Raw genomic sequence first — 18,273 nt, forward strand, 5'->3', positions numbered from 1 at the left:
CGCCGCGTGACCCGCACAGATACCCCGACCTGCGCGGACGCCTACTCGGCGGGGTGGAGGAGGAGCCTCTGGAAGGCGGGGGCGAAGTCCTGGGCGGTGCGGGCCAGCTCGGGGAACCGCTCCACGGGCAGCTCCGCGGCGTCCGCGCGCAGGGCCAGCGCCATGCGCACCTGGCCGACCGCGTCCACCAGGGGTACCGCGACGGTGCGCTTGTGCTCGGCGAACTCGCCGTCGTTGACGGCGTAGCCGCGGGCGCGCACCCGCTCCAGCTCCGCCCTGAGGCGGTCCGGGTCGGTGATGGTGCCGGCGGTCAGCGGCTCCAGCTCCAGCCGGGAGGGGTCGGCCGCGGGGTCCCAGGCCAGCAGGACCTTGCCCATCGCGGAGGCGTGCAGCGGGATGTACAGGCTCAGCCCGGCCTCGGGGTCCACCGCCTCCCCCGCGATGACCACCGCGCGCGAGCCGCTGCGGATCGCCAGCCCGGGCCGGGTGCCGGTGGCCTCGGCCAGGCTCTCCATGAGGGGCTCGATCCGGTACAGGCCGCGGTGCCGGTACAGGGCGCGGCCCAGCTCGGCGACGGCGGCGCCCAGGCGGTAGCGGGAGGTGGCGGCGTCCTGCTCCAAAAAGCCCTCCGACACCAGGGTGCGCGCCAGCCGGTGGGCCGTGCTGGTGCGCAGGTCCAGCAGCCGGGCGATGTCGGTGGCGCCCAGCTCGGGGCCGTGGTCGCGGAAGCAGTGCAGTACCCGCAGCGCCCGGACCACGGCCTGCGACCCGGCGGGCCGGGACTCCTCCTCCATCGTGCGCTTCCCCTCGCCCTGTCGGGTCCGCCGCGGCGGCGGAGCTCTCAGGGTTCACTGAACCACAGCGCGGGGCCGGTCCGGACTCCCCTATTTCCCACTGAACCGATAGGGTTCATCGGGTGGAACTCCTCGCGGCCGCCCTGGCCGGATTCGCCGTCGCCGCGCTGACCGCCCCCGTCGGCGTCTCGGGGGCCGTGCTGCTCCTGCCCGTGCAGCTCGGCGCCCTGGGCATGCACGGGCCCCAGGTGAGCGCCACCAACCTGCTCTACAACGTGGTGGCCACCCCGCTGGGCATCGCCCGGCTCGCCCGCTCCGCGCGCGGCAACGGCGCCGAGATGCTCACCGTGACGGCCGCCGCGGTGCCCTGTGCGGTAGCCGGGGCTGCGGTGCGCGTCACCTGGCTGGCGGACCCGCTGCTCTTTCGCGCCCTGCTGGGTGTGATCCTGCTCGGGACGGGCCTGCGCCTGCTGTTCCCCTCCCGCACCGCGCCCGACGCCGGGCGCCCCGGGGTCGCCCGCGGCGGGCGCGGCCTGCTCGCGGGCGCGGCGGGCGGCGCCGCGCTGCTGGGCGCGGCGGTGGGCATCGGCGGCGGGTCCCTGCTGGCGCCGCTGCTCATCGGGGTGGCGGGCTGGCTGACCGCGCGGGCCGCGGTGGTGGCGCTGACCACCACTTTCACCACGTCGGTCGTGGGTCTGACGGCCTACGCGGTGTTCGACGGCGTCGGCTTCGGCGCGGCCCCGGCCGCCCCCGACTGGGACACCGGGCTGGCCCTGGGGGCGGGCGGCGCCCTGGGCTCGCTGGCGGGCATCGTCCTGTCCCGCAGGGTCGGCGAGCAGCCGCTGCGCTTCCTGCTGGGCGCCCTCGTCTGCCTCACCGGGGCGGTGTACCTCGTGGGCCTGCTCCGCTGAGCGGGCCGCGGACGCGCAAGGGCCGCCGCGGACCCCCGGTCCGGGCGGCCCCCGCGGGCGGGGTCAGGCGGTGATCCCCCAGCGCCGGCGCAGGGCGCGGTCGGCCCAGTTGAAGAACACGTCGATGACGATGCCGACCACCAGCACGATGATGATGTAGCTCAGCAGCCGGTCGGCGTCGTTGAGCTGGCGGGCCTGGCTGAGCGCCCAGCCGATCGAGTTCTGCTGGTTGATGATCACCAGCAGCTCGCCCGCCATCAGCGAGCGCCAGGCGAACGCCCAGCCCTGCTTGAGCCCGGTGACGAACATCGGCAGCGCCGCCGGGATGACCAGCAGCGTGTACCGCTGCGCGCCGCGCAGGCCCATCACCTGTCCGGCCCGCAGCAGCGTCGGCGGCACGTAGTCGATGCCCGACACCAGGCCGCCCGCGATGGACGGGGCGGCGCCCAGCACGATGACGAACATGATCGCCGACTCGCTGATGCCGTACAGCAGCATCGCGAACGGGAACCACACGATCGACGGCATCGTCTGGAGGCCGGTGATGAGCGACCCGATGGCCGCCCGCAGCGGCTTGAACTGCGACACCGCCAGCCCGATGACCACGCCCACGGCGAGCGCCAGCGCGAACCCCGTCAGGGCGCGGCGCATGGTGACCTGCACCGCCACCCAGAACTCCGGGGTGGTGACCTCGGCGAACAGGGTGGGCAGCACCTTGTCCGGGCCGGGGAAGACGAACTCGGTGCGCCACCCCGACCACACCACGGCCTGCCAGGCGGCCAGCACCAGCACGACCGCGACCAGCTTGGGCCAGGTCGCCGACCACAGCGCGCGGGCCCGGTCCCCCGGCCCGACCTCGTTGGCGCCCCGCTGGGGCTGGAGTTCCAGGGCGTCGAGCCCGTGGACCTGGCGGTCGCGGTCCCTCACGTCGGTGTCAGGCATGGCGGGAGACCTCTTCGCGGAGCCGGTCGGTGATGGCCGCGGCCTGGGCCGCGATGGGGGCGGAGTCGATGCGGCGGGGCCGCTCGCCCTCCACCGGGAACTCGGAGATGACCCGGCCGGGGCGGCTGGACAGCAGCACGACCCGGTCGCCCAGGCGCACCGCCTCGCGCACGTTGTGGGTGACGAAGAGGACCGTCAGCCCCTTCTCCTGCCAGATCCGCTCCAGCTCGTCGTGGAGGATGTCGCGGGTCATGGCGTCCAGGGCGCCGAAGGGCTCGTCCATCAGCAGCACGTCGGCGTCCTGGGCCAGGGCCCGGGCCAGGGCGACGCGCTGGCGCATGCCGCCGGACAGCTCGTGGGGCTGCTTGCGCTCGAACCCGGTCAGGCGCACCAGGTCCAGGAGTTCGCCGACGCGGGCCCTGCGCTCGGCCCTGGGCACCTTGTTGACCTTCATGGGCACCTCGATGTTGGCGCCCACGCTCAGCCACGGGAACAGCGCGGCCTCCTGGAACATCATGGAGACCCGGTGGCCCCAGACGTCCACGGTGCCGGTGGTGGGCCGGTCGAGTCCGGCGACGAGGGAGAGCAGGGTGCTCTTGCCGCAGCCGGAGGCGCCGACGATGGACAGGAACTCCCCGGTCCCGACGGTGATCGACATCCCGTCGATGGCGGTGACGGCTCCCCCGCCGTGGCCGAACACCTTGGAGATGTCGTTGATGTCGACGGCGGCGGTCCGCGGGGGCGTGTCGGTGATGGCGGTCATCAGGGCCCCTCCCCTTCCAGCCCGGTGGCCGGCGCCCGGCGCTCCCCCGCGGGGAGGGCGCCGGACGGGCCCGGGACGTAGCTTCCGGTCAGGTGGACGGGGCCGAGCGGGCCGGGGGTCCCGGCCGGGTCGGCTCCGGTGAGCAGTGCGGGCGCGGCGACGCCGGTGTCGCCGGGCGCCGCGGCGGTGCGGTCGGGGCCGGACGCGCTCCCGGCGGTCCGCGGCGGGGCCCCGCCCGGTGCGCGGGCGAGGAGTCGAACCGGCCCGCGGCGGGCTCCCCCGGCCGGTGCCGGGGGCGGCGGGGCCGCGGTGGCGGTCCGCGGCGGGGGCACACGCATGGAGGGGTCCTTTTCGGGCGCGGTCTTCGGGACGCCCCAAACTCTACTTAATAAGTAGGATTTGTGAAACCCGGCGCGTCGCCCCAGGTCCGCGACGTTTCCCGCGAGGGCGCCCCGGCGCACACCGCCACCGCCCCGCGAAGCGCACAAAAGCGGACCGAAAGCGCAGCTCAGAGCCGCCGGGGCCGGCGGGCGGCCCGTCCGCACGCCCGGGCCCGCACCGAAAGTGATCCAGATCACATCAGGCGGCGCGGGGGCGGCGGAGCCCTCCCGGACCCCGCCGCCCCCGTCCCGGGGTCAGAAGCCGGCGACCTCTTCGCGGTCCAGCTCGGTCAGCACCCCGTTGAGCAGGTCGAGGGCGTAGATGCCCTCCAGGTCGACCGGGTCCAGCAGGCCGACCCCCTCGGCGTGCTCGGCGCCGCCGCGCAGGGACTCCGCGATCGGGTCGACGGTGAACGTCACGTTCTCGAAGGCCGAGGCGACGACCTCGGCGTCGAGCTCGCCCCCGGTCAGCGCCTCCAGGTGGGCGATGGCCGCGCCCTGGGCGTCCTCGGAGTTGTCGTTGATCCAGTCGACCGTCTCGACGTGCCCGCGCAGCAGGTTCTCGACGACCTCGGGCTCGGCCTCCAGGAAGTCGGCGTTGACGATGAGGTGCGTGGTGACGAACTCGCCGCCGGTCTCGGGCCACAGGTCGGCCTCGTCCACCAGCAGGTGGCCCTCGCCCTCCTTGACGAGGCGGCTCAGGTGGGGCTCGGGGACCCACGCGCCGTCGATCTCGCCCAGCAGGAAGGTGTCGATGATCTCGGCGTTGTCCTGGGGCAGGATCGACAGCTCGCCGCCGCCCTCGGTGTCGACCTCCCAGCCCTGCTCCTGGGCGAACCAGCGCAGTGCCACGTCCTGGGTGTTGCCCAGCTGCGGCGTGGAGATCGTGGTGCCGGGCAGGTCTTCGACGCTCTCGATGTCCTCGCGCACGACCAGGCCCGCGCCGCGCGAGGTCGACCCGGCGACGATGCGCAGGGCCGTGCCGTCCGACTGGGACCAGCCGTTGATGGCCGGGTTGGGGCCGATGAAGGTCGCGTCGACCTCGCCGGCGAACAGGGCGTTGATGGCGTCCGGTCCGGCGTTGAAGGTCTGGGTCTGCAGCTCGACGTCGCCCAGCGCCTCGGCGAAGGTCCCGTTCTCCACCCCGACCAGCGCGGGGGCGTGGGTGAGGTTGGGGAAGTAGCCCAGGGTCAGGGTGTCGGCGTCCCCGGACCCGCCGCCGTCGCCGCCCGAGCCGCCGCACGCGGTCGCGGCCAGGCTCAGCGCCAGGACCGCCGCGGCGGCGGAAAGCACGGAGGTGCGCTTGCTCATCATCGGTTCCTTTTCACAGCGGAGGGGGAGGTCGGTACGACCAGGAGAAACCATACTTAATTAGTAGGATTTGTGGGAACTCGGCACGACGTGATCCAAGTCACATGAGCCCGCGGTGAGCACGGGATTCACCTGATTCGCACACGAAAAGGGCGCGTCGCCCCCGAAAACCCGGCCCGGAGCGGCGAATCCGCCCCCGGGCCCGGAAAGGACGACGGGCGGTGGGGCGCGCAGCCCCACCGCCCGTCGCGGAAGCAGCGCGCCGCCTCCCGGAGAGGAGCCGGGAGGCGGCGCGGGGTGTCGGCCGGACCGGCCGGCGCCCGTGGGCCCCGGCCGGTGCCGCCGGGTCCTACTCGGAGGTCTCGATGACGGTGCCGTCCGCGTCCACGGCCAGGACGACGCCCTGCCAGGACTCCTTCACGAACTCCAGCACGCGCTCGTCGTGCAGCAGCTCGGCGAGCAGCCGCACGCGCTCGTCCTCGGCGTTCTCCTCCAGGGCCACCAGGCCGTTGGCGTAGGCCTCGACGTAGTCGTCGCCCTCGGGCTCCCAGGCCAGGACGTTGCTCTCCTCGGGCAGGTTCGCCTCGATGGCGTAGTTGCCGTTGACGACCGCGGCGTCGACGTCGGCGATGGCGCGCGGCAGCTGCGCGGCCTCCAGCGGCGTGACGGTGATGTCCTGCGGGTTGTCGGTGATGTCCTTCTCGGTGGCCAGCTCGCCGGCCTCCGGGTCCACCTCGATGAGGCCCTCGGCCTGGAGGATGCCCAGGGCGCGGTTGAGGTTGGCCGGGTCGTTGGGCACGGCGATCTCGGCGCCCTCGGGCAGGTCGTCGATGGTCTCGACGCCCTCGGAGTACAGGCCCAGGCGCTCGATGTGCACGTCGGTGATGTACGTGAAGTCGGCGTCGGGGCCGTTGGCCGCCCACTCGTTCAGGTAGGTGCGGTGCTGGAAGTAGTTCGCGTCCAGCTCGCCCTCGACCAGCAGGGTGTTGGGGGTGTTGTAGTCGGAGATCTCGACGATCTCCAGGTCCAGGCCGGCCTCCTCGGCGAGGTTCTCGTCGATGAAGGAGAGGATGTCGCCGTGCGGCACCGGGCTGACGCCCACGCGGAGGACCTCCGCCGCGCCCTCTTCCCCGCTACTCTCGGCGGCCTGCTCACTGGGGGCGCCGCAGGCGGTGAGCGCCAGGGTGACGGCGGCGGCGGCACCGATGACGGCTGAGGTCGTGCGCATGTGCGCTCCTTCGTGATCGTGAGGGTGGAGGATCGCGGGGGGTTCCGGCGCACCCGTGCGGGGTCGGCGCTCGGCGGGCACCGGAGTGTCCGGTGGGACGTCCGATGACCCGATTGAAGACTATCCAACCTTCCTGGTAGGAAATCTCCCTTTTTAACCTCCGCGACACGTGGCGTCGGCCACACGGGACCCATATTACCGACTAATACGGTAGCTAATATCGACAATAGGGCGCATCATGGAGTCATGCTCACCGCACACACCGCCGCAGCCGCGACCGACACCCGGGCCGCCCGGCCGGCCCTGACCGCCGTCCCCGACCCCCGGGCGACCCCCGGCGCCGCCGGAAACGCCGTCCCCCCGACCGCTCCCGCCCCGGAGGCCGGCGCCGGCGAGCACTCGCTCCTGGGCGTGCTGCCCCTGCCCGAGAGCGGCAAGTACATGCTGGTGTACGGGGTCGTCGTGGACGAGCCCCACCCCCGGGGCCGCCCCCTGCCGCCCGCCGGCGGCCTGCTCCTGGACCGCGCCGCCCGCCGGGTGTGGTCGGACGGGCACGAGGTGGAGCTGACCTACCAGGAGTACGAGCTGCTGGAGTGCCTGACCGACTCCCCCGGACGCGCGATCACCCGCGCCGAGCTGATGCAGCGGGTGTGGGGCGCCGTCGAGGGGATGCACTCGCGCACCATCGACGTGCACATCCACCGGCTGCGCCGCAAGCTCGGACCGGCCGGGGACCTCATCGCCACCGTGCGCAAGGTCGGGTACATCTACCAGGGGCCCCGCGCGCTCTCCCCCGAGTCCTGATCCGGGTACGCGCCCCCGGCCGCCCCGGCCCCACCCCGGGGGCCGGGGGCCTTCGTGCGTGCCGGGCACCCGCCCCTCCGGGCGGGGGCGCCGGGCGCGCGGCGAGGGGGCGGGCGCCGGCCCGCCCCCTCGCGCGTGCGCCCCGGCTAGAAGGTGAAGCCGCGGAACAGGAAGAACGCCAGCAGCAGGCCGACCAGCAGGTTGAACGCGGTGGCCAGGGCGAAGACGCCGATCGGCCGCCAGCCCGCCTCGCGCAGCGAGCTGAGCTTGAACTCCAGGCCGATGCTGGTGAACGCCGCGATGAGGAACCAGTCGCGCAGCGCCTTGGCGGTGTCCAGTCCGTCCTGGGCGCCCTCGCCCGCGGTGTTGGCCCAGACCGTGGCGATCACCGAGGCGGCCAGGAAGCCCAGCACGAACTTGGGGAACCGCTCCCACAGCGTGGCCAGGCCCGGGCGGGCGGCGGCGCCCTCCCCGGCGGGGGCCGCCTTGAAGGCGAAGTAGGCGGTCAGCAGCACCGCCACCACGCCCATGAGGACGTTCTGGGTGGACTTGACGATCGAGGCGATCTGGAGCGCGTCCTCGCCGACGATCGCACCGGCCGCGGCGACCGCCGCCGTGGTGTCGATGTTGCCGCCGATCCAGGCGCCCGCCTGCGCGTCGTTGAGGCCGAGCACGCCGACCAGCCAGGGGAGCAGGAAGATCGACGGGACGGCGAACAGGATGACCAGGCTCGCGGTGTAGGCGAGCTGCTCGCGGCGGGCCTGCACGGCCCCGGCGGCGGCGATCGCGGCGCTGACGCCGCAGATGGACACCGAGGAGGCCAGCAGCGCGCGCAGCCGGTCGTCGAGGCCGAACCGGCCGCCGAGCCACCAGGTGAACAGGAACACCGCGGTGACCAGGAACAGCGCCTGGAGGATCGCGGGGCCCGCGGCCCGGATGATGACGTCGAACAGCACGGTGGAGCCGAGCAGGACCAGCCCGGTCTTGATGAAGAACTCGGTCCGGAACGCCGCGGCCAGGCGGTCGCGCAGCCCGGTCAGGCTCAGCAGGAGGTTGCCGAGCAGGCCCAGCAGGATCGCGTAGACGGGGTACTCGACGGCCTCGGCGAACCCGGCGAGGGGCGTGCCCGCGGCGATCTCGGGGACCCATCCCTCCAGGAAGCGCGTGGTGGAGGCCAGCGCCAGGACGACCAGCAGGCCCGCGGCGGCGAAGGCCCAATAGGCGCTGTCGCGGGCGGCCGGGGCGCCCTCCCCGCCGTCCCCGCTCTCGGCGGCGGGCTCCGCGGCCGGGGCGGCGGGTGCGGCGGGTGCGGCGGGTGCGGCGGGTGCGGGGTCCTCGGTGGTGGTGGCGGTCTCGCCGCCGGCCCGCGGCTCGCGGGCGCCCTCGGCCCCGGTGCCGTCGGTGGGGGTCTCGGGGGCCGCGGCGGCCGGGGCCGTGTCCTGGGGACCTGTCGCGCCGTCGCCGGGGGCGGGCGTCGTGCCGCTCACGGGATCAGCCCCGCCGGGATGGCGCCGACGAGGGCGAGGCCGAGCAGGACGAGTCCGGTGAGGGTGGCGGCCCAGTCCTCGCCGAGGCGGCGGCGCGGGCGCCCGGGGCCGGTGGGGGGTGTTTCGCTCATGGTCCTTCTCTGTTTCTCCGGGCGCCGGTGTCCGGGCGCCCCGGGGGATGGGGGTCCGCGGCGGGGTGCCGCGGGGTGATTCTAGATAAAACCTACTGATTTAGTGTAGTTAATGGCCGCGCGGAGCGCCAGCCCCGGACGGCACCTCCCCGGCCGGGCCCGGCCGCCTCCGGCGGGTCAGAGGCGGGGTTCGAGCACCGGCAGGCCCTGGCCCCGCCAGGCGCGAAAGCCCCCGATGAGGTCGGTGGCCCGGTGCAGCCCCAGCTCCTGGAGCTGGACCGCCGCCAGGCTGGAGGCGTACCCCTCGTTGCAGAACAGGACGATGCGCCGGTCGGCGGAGTCGGCCTCGGGCACCCGGTCCGGGCTGGTCGGGTCCAGCCGCCACTCCAGCACGTTGCGGTCGATGACCAGGGCTCCGGGGATCTCCCCCTCGGACTCCCGGTTGACCGCCGGGCGGGTGTCGACCAGCAGCGCGCCCCCGCGCTGGGCGGCCAGGGCCTCGCCGGGGGTGAGGCGCTCCAGCAGGGCGCGCCGGTCGCCGAGGAGCCGGTCGATCGCGCTCATCGGCGCTCCCCCCGGGACGGGACGTCGCCCAGGGTGGGGACGTCGGGCTCGGGGTCGGTGGTCAGGATGCTGCCGGTGCGGCGCAGGGCGCCGTCGCCGCCCACCTCGTAGTAGTGCATGGCGGTCAGCGGCGGCGAGTAGGCGTGCACGCTGACGGCCGGGGCGTCGGAGGCGTTGACGACGTCGTGGACGTGACCGAGGGGGAACCGCCCGCCCCCGCCGTCGGCGTGCGTGCGCTCGCGCAGCTCCCCGGTCCAGAACCGCTCGACCAGCTCGCCCGCGACGACGGTCAGGGCGCCCAGGGAGCCCGCGTGGTCGTGCAGCCGGGTGGACTGGTCGGGGGTCCAGGAGATGAGCCAGACGTCGGTGTGGTCGTCGGCGTGCAGGCGCACGGACCAGCGGTTCTCGGCGTCGAAGCGGATCTCGTGCAGGCCCTGGCGGACCTCCTCGGCCACCTCGGCGGTCAGCGCGGCCAGGCGGTCCAGGGTGAGCGGTGTCGGGGCGGTGGTGACGGCGGTGTCGACGGTCATCGGTCTTCTTCTCACTGCTGGGGCGGCGGGACGGACGTGGTCGGGGTGCGGTCGGCGCTGCGCGCCCACCGCTCACGGACAGCGCTCGTCGAAGGTGGACGCTCTCCACCAGGTGCGGCGTACCCCTGTGCCTACTGCCATGCCCGCAGTAAACCATATTCCCTACAGGTTTAGTTGGTAGGACGCCGTACCACCTCCACCGCACCCGCCCCGGGCCGTCGCCGCAGGCCGCGGCGGGCCGGGGCGCCGGCCCCGCGACCCGCCTCCCGCCGCCGCGTGTCGCGGCCGGCGACACCCCGCCAATATTCCCTACTTTTTTGGTTGACAAAATCGGTTAAGAGGCCGCAGGCTGGAGGGGAGGCCGACGGAATCGCGGAGCCGCCGGCCAGGACCCGCCGCACCCGCGCGCCCGTCCGGGCCACCCCGCCGGACGGACGCCGCGAGGCCGGTCCCCACGCCCCGGGCCGGGAGGGCCGCCATGCGCGGAGTGGCCCGTCACCCGGCCCGGGGCGTTCTCCCGCTCCGCGGCACCGGCACGACCCCGTCGGGAGGCGGCACCGATGTCCGACCACGGAACCCCGCACCCCGCCCGGCCCGCCCCCTCCCCCGCAGCCCCGCTCCGCCGCGATCCGCGGACGAAGGTCCGCGGCGCCGCGCGGGCGTACGACCGCCCCGAGGTGGGGACGTACGCGGTGGCGGGCGCGACCACCGGGCCCGCCCGGTGCGCCTGACCGGACGCCACGCCGAAGGTCGGGCGGCACCGCCCGACGCACGCCGACCCGTGCTGTAATTCCCCATAATTCCGGTAGGTTTTCACCGGTCGGCGTGCACGACAGCAGGAGGTTCCCCGTGTCCGAGACGATCACCGGCCCCACCCGAGGCCCCGCCGACGACGGCTCCCCCGTCCGGGTCCTGGCCACCGACGCCGAGGCCGTCGAGGCCGCCCGCGCCCTCCTCCCCCGCCTGGCCGAGGGCGCCGCCGCACGCGACCGGGACCGCGAACTCCCCCGCGCGCAGGTACGCGCCCTGGCCGGCGCCGGGCTGCTGGGCATCACCGTGCCCCGCGCCCTGGGCGGCGCCGGCGTGCGCGCCGCCACCGTCGCCGAGGTGCTGCGCCTGCTCGGCACCGTCGACCTCAGCCTCGCCCAGATCCCCCAGCCGCACTTCGCGTTCCTCAACGCCCTGCGCCTGCGCGGCGGCCCCGCCGCCCTGGAGCGGGTCTTCGGCGACGTCCTGGCCGGGGCGCTGCTCGGCAACGCCCAGGCCGAGCGCTCGGGCAGGACCGCCCACACGCACGCCACCAGGCTGGAACGCGACGGCGGCGAGTGGTGTCTGGAGGGGACGAAGTACTACGCCACCGGCTCGCTGTTCGCCGACTGGATCGCGGTCGTGGCCCCCGCCGACACCCCCGAGGGCCCCCGCCCGCACCTCGCCCTCGTGCCCGCCGCCGACCCCGGGGTGCGGGTGGAGGACGACTGGAACGGGATGGGCCAGCGCACCACCGCCAGCGGCACCGTCCACCTGTCCGGGGTGCGGGTGCCCGACGCGCTGGTGCTGCCCCAGTACCGCACGTTCGAGTCGCCCACCACGTTCGGCGCGTTCGCCCAGCTGCTGCACACCGCCATCGACGTCGGCGCGGCGCGCGGCGCCCTGGACACGGCCGCGGAGTTCGTCCGCACCAAGAGCCGCCCCTGGTTCGAGAGCGGCGCGGACACCGCCGCCGAGGACCCCCTGCTCGTCCACCGGTTCGGCGAGCTGGAGGTCCAGGTGCGCGCGGCCGAGGCGCTGCTGGCCGCCGCCGCGGCGCGGGTGGACACCGCGGACGCGGTGCTGGCCGCGGGCTCCGACGGGGCCGGGGACGCCACCGCGGAGGCCTCCCTGGCGGTGGCCGCCGCCAAGGTCGCCGGGGGCCGGACCTCGGTGGAGGTGTCCTCGGCGCTGTTCGAGGTGGCCGGGACCCGCGCCACCGCCGAGGGCGAGAACCTGCACCGGTTCTGGCGCGACACCCGCACCCACACCGTCCACGACCCGGTGCGCTGGAAGGTCCAGCACCTGGGCGAGCACGCCCTCAACCGGCGCCGCCCCCCGCGGCACGGGCAGATCTGACCCGCAACGGAGGAGGAGACCCCTCATGTCCCTGACCTTCCACTGGTTCCTTCCGACCCAGGGCGACGGCCGCGGCATCGTCGGCGGCGGCCACGGCGCCGGGGTGACCGCGTCGGCCCGGCGCACGCGCGAGCCCTCGGTGGAGTACCTGGGCCAGATCGCCCGGGCCGCCGAGCGGCTGGGCTTCGAGGGGGTGCTCACCCCCACCGGGTCCTGGTGCGAGGACGCCTGGCTGACGACCGCGATGCTGGTCGGGGACACGAGGCGGTTGAAGTTCCTGGTGGCGTTCCGGCCGGGGCTGCTCTCGCCGACCCTGGCCGCGCAGATGGCGGGCACCTACCAGCGGCTCAGCGGCGGGCGGCTGCTGCTCAACGTCGTCACCGGCGGCGAGTCCGCCGAGCAGCGCGGGCACGGGGACTTCCTGGACAAGGACGCCCGCTACGCGCGCACCGACGAGTTCCTCCAGGTGGTGCAGCGGCTGTGGCGGGGCGAGACCGTCGACTTCGCCGGGGAGCACGTCACGGTGGAGGGGGCGGCGCTGGCCGGGGTGCCCGACCCGCTGCCGCCGGTGTACTTCGGCGGCTCCTCGCCCGCGGCCCTGGAGGTGGCCGCCCGCCGCGTCCAGGTGTACCTGACCTGGGGCGAGCCGCCCGCCGCCGTCGCCGCGAAGATCGGCCGGGTGCGGGAGGCCGCCGCCGCGCACGGCCGGGTCCTGGACTACGGGGTGCGGCTGCACGTCATCAGCCGCGACACCGCCGGGGAGGCGTGGGCCCAGGCGCAGCGGCTGCTGGACTGGCTGGAGCCGGGCACCGTCGAGCAGGTGCAGCGCGGGCTGGCCCTGAGCGAGTCCGAGGGGCAGCGGCGGATGCTCGCCCTGCACGGCGGCAGCGCCGCAGACCTGGAGGTCCACCCCGGCCTGTGGGCGGGGGTGGGGCTGGCCCGGGGCGGGGCCGGCACCGCCCTGGTCGGCAGCCACGCCCAGGTGGCCGACCTCATCGGGGAGTACCACCGGGCGGGGGCGACCGAGTTCGTCCTGTCCGGCTACCCCCACCTGGAGGAGGCCTACTGGTTCGGGGAGGGGGTACTGCCCCTGCTGCGCGAGAGCGGCCTGTGGAACCACCCCGACGGGGATACCCCCGGGGCCGCCGCGAGCGTACCCTTCGCTCCGGCGGCACCGGCCGCCTCCTCCTGACCCGCCCGCCCCGCCCGTACCGACGTCCGACCGCCACCGACCCGAAGGCCCGCCATGACCACCACCGTCCTCGTCGGCAACCCCCGACCGCACTCGCGCACCGCCACCGCCGGGCTGGCCGTGGCCGGCCACGCCGCGCGCGCCGCCGGCCTGACCGGGGAGGCCGACCTGCTCGACCTCGCCGGACTCCAGCAGCGGCTGCTCGCCCCGGGCCCGCCGCCGGAGGTGGCCGCGGCCCTGGAGCGGGTGCGCGCCACCGACCTGCTGGTCGTGGCCAGCCCCACCTACAAGGCCACCTACACCGGCCTGCTCAAGGTGTTCCTGGACCTGCTGCCCGCCGGCGGCCTGGACGGGGTCACCGCGGTCCCGGTGCTGGTCATGGGGTCGCCCGCGCACACCCTGGCGGTGGACGTGCACCTGCGCCCGCTGCTGCTGGAGCTGGGCGCGGCGGTGCCGACCCCCGGGCTGGCCCTGCTCCAGGACACGATCCCCCCGGAAGGGCCCGCCGTCGCCGCCCCCCGCCTGGACGAGGTGCTGGCCCCGTGGGCCGCCGGCGCCGCCCCCGCGCTGCGCGCGACCGTGCGGACCAGCGCTCCCTGACCCCGCCGTCCCCACCACCCCGGGAGAGTCCGTTGAGTGTCACCGAGACCGTTTCCCCGTCCTCCGCCGAGGCCGACCGCTTCCGCGCGACGCTGCGCAACCACCCTGCGGGGGTCGTCATCATCACCGCCACCGTGGAGGGGCGGCCCGTGGGGCTGACCGCCACGTCGTTCACCAGTGTGAGCCTGGACCCGCCGCTGGTGTCGTTCTACATCGCCGAGTCCTCGACCACCTGGCCGACGCTGCGGCTGGCCGGGCGGTTCGGCGTGCAGCTGCTGGGCGAGGAGCAGGCGGAGCTGGCCGCCCGGTTCGCGAGCAGGGGGGCCGACCGGTTCGCCCCGCCGACGTCCTGGCGGCCCGGCCCGTCGCAGGTGCCGCTGCTGGACGGGGCGGTCGCCCACCTGGTGTGCGAGCGCTACGACACCCGGCTGATCGGCGACCACTGGCTGGTGGTGGGCCGGGTGACGCACACGCTCGTGCTGGAGGACCCGCGTCCGCCGCTGGTGTACCACCGCGGCGCCTTCGGCGGGGTGGCCCCGCTGGGCTGACCCGGACCCGCGCGAGTCACAGGAGGGGCGCCCCCGGGCGCCCCTCCTGCGCGCCCGCGCCCTTGCACGTGAGGTTAGCCTCGCCTTAGTCTCTATTTTCGAGAGTCGGCTATCGAAAAAATGCGAGACGGAACGAGGAACCCCCATGGAGACGACCTCCGGCACCCCGCCCGAGACCGCGCGGGAGGCCGCCCGGCGCCGGTCCCGGCGCACCACGGTCGCCGTGACCTCCCTTTCGGCCGCGGTGATGACCCTGGACGCGACCGTGGTCAACGTGGCCCTGGCCGAGATCGGCGGCGAGTTCGCCGCCCCGCTGGCCCACCTGCAATGGGTGGTCAACGGGTACACGCTGGCCTTCGCCGCGCTGCTGCTCACCGCCGGGTCGCTGTCGGACCGGTTCGGGCGGCGCGGCGCCTTCGCCGCCGGGATGGCCGTGTTCACCCTGGCGTCGCTGGCCTGCGCGCTGGCGCCCGGGTCCGGGTGGCTGGTGGCGGCGCGGATCGTCCAGGGGGCGGGCGCGGCGTTCGTGTTCGGGACCGGGCCCGCCCTCATCGCCGGGGCCCACGCGGGCCTGCCCGCGAGCGCCCGGCGCGCGGCGATGGGGGTCTTCGCCGCGGGCGGCGCGGCGGCGGCCGCGCTGGGCCCGCTGGTGGGCGGGGTGCTGGTGGAGTTCGCCGGGTGGCGCTCGCTGTTCCTGGTCAACCTGCCCGTGGGGGCACTGGCGATCGTGTGCGTGCTGCTCTGGACGCTGCCCCAGCCGCGTGCCGGGACCGGGCGGACCGACGCGGCCGGGGCGGTGCTGGCGGTGGGTCTGCTGTTCGCCCTCAACTACGGGCTGCTCACCGGCTCCGGCCAGGGCTGGGGCCGTCCCGACGCGGTGGCCGCGCTGGCGGCCCTGCCGGTACTGCTCACGGCGTTCCTGCTGGTGGAGCGGGCCCGGGGGCGCGAGGCGATGCTGGACCTGTCGCTGTTCCGCATCCCGACGTTCGTGGGCGCCGTCGGGCTGTCGTTCGCCGCGCGGGTGACCGGTTTCGGGATGTTCCCCTTCCTCATCCTGTGGCTGACCGGGGTGGTCGGGCTGGGCCCGTTGCAGGTGGGCCTGGTGCTGCTGCTGGTGCCCGCCGGAATCGTGCTGCTGGCACCGCTGGGAGGGGTGGCGGCCCGGCTGCTGCCGGTGCGGGCGCTCATGGCCCTGGGCATGGCGCTCATCGGCACCGGGCTGGCGTGGGCGGCCCTGGCCCTGGACCCGGGGCAGGGGTGGGGCGCCGTCGCGCCCGGCCTGGTGCTGGTGGGGGTGGGCGCGGGCGTGATCACCCCGCACATGATGGACCTGGCCGTGTCCGTGGTCCCGCCGGAGCGGGCGGGGATGGCCTCGGGCACCGCCAACACGTTCTTCCCGCTGGGGACGGCCGTGGGCGTGGCGGTGTTCGGAGCGCTGGTGTCGGCGGTGGTCGGCGCCCGGGTGGACGAGCCCGGCCGGGTCGCCGCCGGGGACTTCGGCGGGCTGTCCGGCGCGGCGGCCGCGGCGGCGCGGGAGGCGTACGTGGACGGGCTGGCGCTGGTGCTGCTGGCGGCGTCCGCGACGGCGTTCGCGTGCGCGCTATCCTCCCTGTGGCTCATCAGGGCCCGGGACGCCCACGGGGGCGGGGCCGCCGGACCACGGTAGGGGGACCATGCCCGAGCGCGCGCCGGGGCGGCGGGGGCGCCCGCCGGCCCTGACCCCGCAGGCCATCGCCGATGCCGTACTGGCCGTGGGGTTCCCCGGCCTGACGGTGGCGGCGGTGGCCGACCACCTGGGAGTGGGGCAGGCGACGGTGTTCCGGCACGCCGCCAACCGCGACAACCTGGTGCGGCTGGGGATGTCGGCGCTGGCCCGCGGGACCGACTGGCCGCCGGTGGAGGGGACCTGGCGGCGGGTGCTGGAGGGACACGCGCTGGCGCTGTGGGAGGCGCTGGCGCGCCACCCCGGCGCCGCCACCGAGGCCTCCCGGGGGATGGTCCCGCCCGAGGCGGTACGGCTGTTCGACACCCTGTGCGCGGCGCTGGCGGAGCGGGGGTTCACGCCCGACGGCGCGGCGCTGGCCTGCGACACCGTGTTCGACCTCGTCGTGGACAACCGGCGCGGGGTGGAGGGGCTGGACCACCTGCCCGGCATGGACCGGGAGGGCATGCGGCGGCTGTGGTCGGACGCCCCCGGGCCGCCCTCGCCCGGGCGGGCGGCGATGCGGCGGGCCATCGAGGCCGACCCGCGGGAGTGGTTCGGGCGCAAGCTGCGGGTGGTGCTGGCGGGGATCGCGGCCGAGGTCGCCCCCCGTGACAGAACGGGCGGCGCGGACTAGGTTCGTTGGGGATCACAACGAATCCCTCACCCCGGAGTGCCGATGCCCCTCGTCGCCGGAATCGACAGTTCGACCCAGTCCTGCAAGATCGTGGTCTGCGACGCTGCCGACGGGACGGTGGTGCGCGAGGCGCGCGCCCCGCACCCGGACGGCACCGAGGTCCACCCCGACGCCTGGTGGGCGGCGCTGGAGGAGGCGTCGTCCGGGCTGCTGGAGGGGGTGGCGGCGATCGCCGTCGCCGGGCAGCAGCACGGCATGGTGGCCGTGGACGAACACGGCGGGGTGGTGCGCGAGGCGCTGCTGTGGAACGACACCCGGTCGGCCGGGGCCGCCGACGACCTCGCCGCCGAGCTGGGCGGCCCCCGGGCGTGGGCGGAGGCCGTGGACAACGTCCCCGGGGCCTCGCTGACGGTGTCCAAGCTGCGCTGGTTCGCCGAGCACGAACCGGAGGCGGCGGCGCGGGCGACCGGGGTGATGCTCCCCCACGACTGGCTCACCTGGCGGCTGTCGGGCCGGGCGGGCGCGCCGGTCACCGACCGGGGGGACGCCTCGGGGACCGGGTACTGGTCCGCCAGCACCGAAAGGTACCGGACCGACCTGCTGGAGCGGGCTTTCGGGCGGGTGCTGGACACCCCGCGGGTGGCCGCGCCCGCGGAGACGGTCGGGTACACCCCGGCCGGCGCGGTGATCGCCCCCGGGACCGGCGACAACATGGGGGCCGCCCTGGGGCTGGGGCTGCGGCCGGGCGACGCGGTCCTGTCGCTGGGGACCAGCGGGACGGTGTTCGCGGTGAGCGAGACGCCGGTGCGCGACGCGTCGGGGACCGTGTGCGGGTTCGCGGACGCCACCGGGCGGTACCTGCCGCTGGTGTGCACGCTCAACGCCGCCCGGGTGCTGACCGCCACCGCCGGTCTGCTGGGCACGGACCCGGCCGGGCTGGACGCGCTGGCGCTCGCGGCCGGGCCGGGTGCGGGCGGCCTGGTGATGCTGCCCTACCTGGACGGGGAGCGCACGCCCCCGCTGCCCGGGGCCGCCGGGTCGCTGCACGGGATGCGCCGGGAGAACATGACGGCGGAGAACCTGGCGCGGGCGGCGGTGGAGGGGATGCTGTGCGGGCTGGCCGACGGGCTGTCGGCGCTGACCGACCGGGGCGTTCCGGTACGGCGGGTGCTGCTGGTGGGCGGCGGCGCCCGGTCGGCGGCCGTGCGGGCGGTCGCGGCGGGCGTGCTGGACGCGCCGGTGGCGGTGCCCGAGCCGGCCGAGTACGTGGCGCTGGGCGCCGCCCGCCAGGCCGCGTGGGCGCTGGCGGGCACGTCCGCGCCGCCGGAGTGGCGCACGGGAGGCGCGGAGGAGGCGGTGGAGGCGGCGCCCGCGCCCGGGGTCCGCGAGCGCTACGCCGAGGTCCGCCGCACCGCCCACGGCGTCTGACCCGCGGGGCGCCCGCTCCCCCGGGTTCGGGGAACACCGCGACGCAACGCGCGGCCCGGCCCGCGGTGTCGGGCCGGCGGTCCGGCACGGGGGCCGGCGGGGATGCGGCCGGACGGGCGTCGGCGGGGCCTGCGTCCAGGTCCGGGAACACCGCACCGGGACGCTCGGCCCACGGCGTCCGGCTGCCGTCCGCCGCCCGCCCGGGGCGTACGCCC

Annotated in this window: 19 protein-coding genes; 9 read left to right on the top strand and 10 right to left on the bottom strand. The window is 75.7% G+C overall.

What is annotated here, in order from left to right; translation table 11 throughout:
• Positions 1-41: 41 nt before the first annotated feature.
• Positions 42-794, bottom strand: coding sequence for an IclR family transcriptional regulator (locus tag BUE45_RS09590; protein WP_073377842.1), 753 nt, complete (start codon positions 792-794; stop codon positions 42-44).
• Between the two features lie 122 nt (positions 795-916).
• On the opposite strand from BUE45_RS09590, the gene BUE45_RS09595 reads away from it, so the two are divergent.
• Complete coding sequence (locus BUE45_RS09595) at positions 917-1,705, top strand: sulfite exporter TauE/SafE family protein (protein WP_073377843.1); 789 nt, start codon at positions 917-919, stop codon at positions 1,703-1,705.
• Between the two features lie 63 nt (positions 1,706-1,768).
• Here the strand turns inward: BUE45_RS09595 and BUE45_RS09600 are convergent, their stop codons facing one another.
• From BUE45_RS09600 to BUE45_RS09620, 5 genes are all read right to left on the bottom strand, one after another.
• A complete protein-coding gene (locus tag BUE45_RS09600; RefSeq protein WP_073377844.1) occupies positions 1,769-2,647 on the bottom strand; it encodes an ABC transporter permease in 879 nt (292 codons plus the stop codon).
• Positions 2,640-3,410, bottom strand: coding sequence for an ABC transporter ATP-binding protein (locus BUE45_RS09605; RefSeq protein ID WP_073377845.1), 771 nt, complete (start codon positions 3,408-3,410; stop codon positions 2,640-2,642). The genes BUE45_RS09600 and BUE45_RS09605 overlap by 8 nt, the downstream gene beginning before the upstream one ends.
• The gene (locus BUE45_RS09610; RefSeq protein ID WP_073377846.1) at positions 3,410-3,748 is read right to left on the bottom strand and encodes a hypothetical protein; all 339 of its coding nucleotides are present in this window, start codon (positions 3,746-3,748) and stop codon (positions 3,410-3,412) included. Before BUE45_RS09610 ends, BUE45_RS09605 begins: the two co-directional genes overlap by 1 nt.
• A gap of 297 nt (positions 3,749-4,045) precedes the next feature.
• A complete protein-coding gene (locus BUE45_RS09615; RefSeq protein WP_073377847.1) occupies positions 4,046-5,101 on the bottom strand; it encodes an ABC transporter substrate-binding protein in 1,056 nt (351 codons plus the stop codon).
• A 349-nt stretch (positions 5,102-5,450) separates the two neighbouring features.
• Positions 5,451-6,329, bottom strand: a complete 879-nt coding sequence (locus tag BUE45_RS09620) for a MetQ/NlpA family ABC transporter substrate-binding protein (protein ID WP_073377849.1) — start codon at positions 6,327-6,329, stop codon at positions 5,451-5,453.
• Positions 6,330-6,575: 246 nt separating this feature from the next.
• On the opposite strand from BUE45_RS09620, the gene BUE45_RS09625 reads away from it, so the two are divergent.
• Positions 6,576-7,133, top strand: coding sequence for a winged helix-turn-helix domain-containing protein (locus BUE45_RS09625; protein WP_073377852.1), 558 nt, complete (start codon positions 6,576-6,578; stop codon positions 7,131-7,133).
• A 146-nt stretch (positions 7,134-7,279) separates the two neighbouring features.
• Here BUE45_RS09625 and BUE45_RS09630 read toward each other — a convergent pair whose 3' ends face one another.
• The 4 genes from BUE45_RS09630 to BUE45_RS09640 all read right to left on the bottom strand — a co-directional run bounded on the left by BUE45_RS09630 (position 7,280) and on the right by BUE45_RS09640 (position 9,845).
• Positions 7,280-8,620, bottom strand: a complete 1,341-nt coding sequence (locus BUE45_RS09630) for a YeiH family protein (RefSeq protein WP_245832948.1) — start codon at positions 8,618-8,620, stop codon at positions 7,280-7,282.
• Entirely contained in the window at positions 8,617-8,751 is a 135-nt protein-coding gene (locus tag BUE45_RS33800) for a hypothetical protein (RefSeq protein ID WP_281256336.1), read from the bottom strand. Before BUE45_RS33800 ends, BUE45_RS09630 begins: the two co-directional genes overlap by 4 nt.
• Before the next feature lie 177 nt (positions 8,752-8,928).
• Entirely contained in the window at positions 8,929-9,315 is a 387-nt protein-coding gene (locus tag BUE45_RS09635; protein ID WP_073377854.1) for a rhodanese-like domain-containing protein, read from the bottom strand.
• Positions 9,312-9,845 carry a cysteine dioxygenase gene (locus BUE45_RS09640; RefSeq protein ID WP_073377857.1) on the bottom strand — a complete coding sequence of 178 codons (534 nt, stop codon included), beginning with the start codon at positions 9,843-9,845 and terminating at the stop codon, positions 9,312-9,314. The genes BUE45_RS09635 and BUE45_RS09640 overlap by 4 nt, the downstream gene beginning before the upstream one ends.
• Positions 9,846-10,694: 849 nt before the next feature.
• Between BUE45_RS09640 and BUE45_RS09645 the strand changes: the two genes are divergently transcribed.
• The 7 genes from BUE45_RS09645 (at position 10,695) to xylB (ending at position 18,058) form a co-directional block, all read left to right on the top strand.
• Positions 10,695-11,951: an SfnB family sulfur acquisition oxidoreductase gene (locus BUE45_RS09645; RefSeq protein WP_073377859.1), complete on the top strand. Its 1,257-nt coding sequence runs from the start codon at positions 10,695-10,697 to the stop codon at positions 11,949-11,951.
• A gap of 25 nt (positions 11,952-11,976) precedes the next feature.
• Positions 11,977-13,143 (top strand): LLM class flavin-dependent oxidoreductase, encoded by a 1,167-nt coding sequence (locus BUE45_RS09650; RefSeq protein ID WP_073377861.1) that lies wholly within the window; start codon positions 11,977-11,979, stop codon positions 13,141-13,143.
• Between the two features lie 54 nt (positions 13,144-13,197).
• A complete protein-coding gene (locus BUE45_RS09655) occupies positions 13,198-13,743 on the top strand; it encodes an NADPH-dependent FMN reductase (RefSeq protein ID WP_073377863.1) in 546 nt (181 codons plus the stop codon).
• 32 nt (positions 13,744-13,775) lie between these two features.
• The gene (locus tag BUE45_RS09660; protein WP_073377865.1) at positions 13,776-14,291 is read left to right on the top strand and encodes a flavin reductase family protein; all 516 of its coding nucleotides are present in this window, start codon (positions 13,776-13,778) and stop codon (positions 14,289-14,291) included.
• 145 nt (positions 14,292-14,436) lie between these two features.
• Entirely contained in the window at positions 14,437-15,957 is a 1,521-nt protein-coding gene (locus BUE45_RS09665) for an MFS transporter (protein ID WP_084737091.1), read from the top strand.
• Between the two features lie 7 nt (positions 15,958-15,964).
• Entirely contained in the window at positions 15,965-16,630 is a 666-nt protein-coding gene (locus BUE45_RS09670) for a TetR/AcrR family transcriptional regulator (RefSeq protein ID WP_073377867.1), read from the top strand.
• A gap of 42 nt (positions 16,631-16,672) precedes the next feature.
• Complete coding sequence (xylB, locus tag BUE45_RS09675) at positions 16,673-18,058, top strand: xylulokinase (RefSeq protein ID WP_073377869.1); 1,386 nt, start codon at positions 16,673-16,675, stop codon at positions 18,056-18,058.
• Positions 18,059-18,273 lie beyond the last annotated feature (215 nt).

Source organism: Nocardiopsis flavescens (assembly GCF_900141985.1).
Lineage (GTDB): Bacteria > Actinomycetota > Actinomycetes > Streptosporangiales > Streptosporangiaceae > Nocardiopsis > Nocardiopsis flavescens.

What these genes read in the sequence shown, in the direction of transcription:
- BUE45_RS09620 (WP_073377849.1), bottom strand. Translation starts at nt 6,329, where the DNA reads ATGCGCACGACCTCAGCCGTCATCGGTGCCGCCGCCGCCGTCACCCTG.
- BUE45_RS09605 (WP_073377845.1), bottom strand. Translation starts at nt 3,410, where the DNA reads ATGACCGCCATCACCGACACGCCCCCGCGGACCGCCGCCGTCGACATC.
- xylB (WP_073377869.1), top strand. Translation starts at nt 16,673, where the DNA reads ATGCCCCTCGTCGCCGGAATCGACAGTTCGACCCAGTCCTGCAAGATC.
- BUE45_RS09665 (WP_084737091.1), top strand. Translation starts at nt 14,437, where the DNA reads ATGGAGACGACCTCCGGCACCCCGCCCGAGACCGCGCGGGAGGCCGCC.
- BUE45_RS09610 (WP_073377846.1), bottom strand. Translation starts at nt 3,748, where the DNA reads ATGCGTGTGCCCCCGCCGCGGACCGCCACCGCGGCCCCGCCGCCCCCG.
- BUE45_RS09670 (WP_073377867.1), top strand. Translation starts at nt 15,965, where the DNA reads ATGCCCGAGCGCGCGCCGGGGCGGCGGGGGCGCCCGCCGGCCCTGACC.
- BUE45_RS09635 (WP_073377854.1), bottom strand. Translation starts at nt 9,315, where the DNA reads ATGAGCGCGATCGACCGGCTCCTCGGCGACCGGCGCGCCCTGCTGGAG.
- BUE45_RS09615 (WP_073377847.1), bottom strand. Translation starts at nt 5,101, where the DNA reads ATGAGCAAGCGCACCTCCGTGCTTTCCGCCGCCGCGGCGGTCCTGGCG.
- BUE45_RS09655 (WP_073377863.1), top strand. Translation starts at nt 13,198, where the DNA reads ATGACCACCACCGTCCTCGTCGGCAACCCCCGACCGCACTCGCGCACC.
- BUE45_RS09640 (WP_073377857.1), bottom strand. Translation starts at nt 9,845, where the DNA reads ATGACCGTCGACACCGCCGTCACCACCGCCCCGACACCGCTCACCCTG.
- BUE45_RS33800 (WP_281256336.1), bottom strand. Translation starts at nt 8,751, where the DNA reads ATGAGCGAAACACCCCCCACCGGCCCCGGGCGCCCGCGCCGCCGCCTC.
- BUE45_RS09590 (WP_073377842.1), bottom strand. Translation starts at nt 794, where the DNA reads ATGGAGGAGGAGTCCCGGCCCGCCGGGTCGCAGGCCGTGGTCCGGGCG.
- BUE45_RS09650 (WP_073377861.1), top strand. Translation starts at nt 11,977, where the DNA reads ATGTCCCTGACCTTCCACTGGTTCCTTCCGACCCAGGGCGACGGCCGC.
- BUE45_RS09600 (WP_073377844.1), bottom strand. Translation starts at nt 2,647, where the DNA reads ATGCCTGACACCGACGTGAGGGACCGCGACCGCCAGGTCCACGGGCTC.
- BUE45_RS09625 (WP_073377852.1), top strand. Translation starts at nt 6,576, where the DNA reads ATGCTCACCGCACACACCGCCGCAGCCGCGACCGACACCCGGGCCGCC.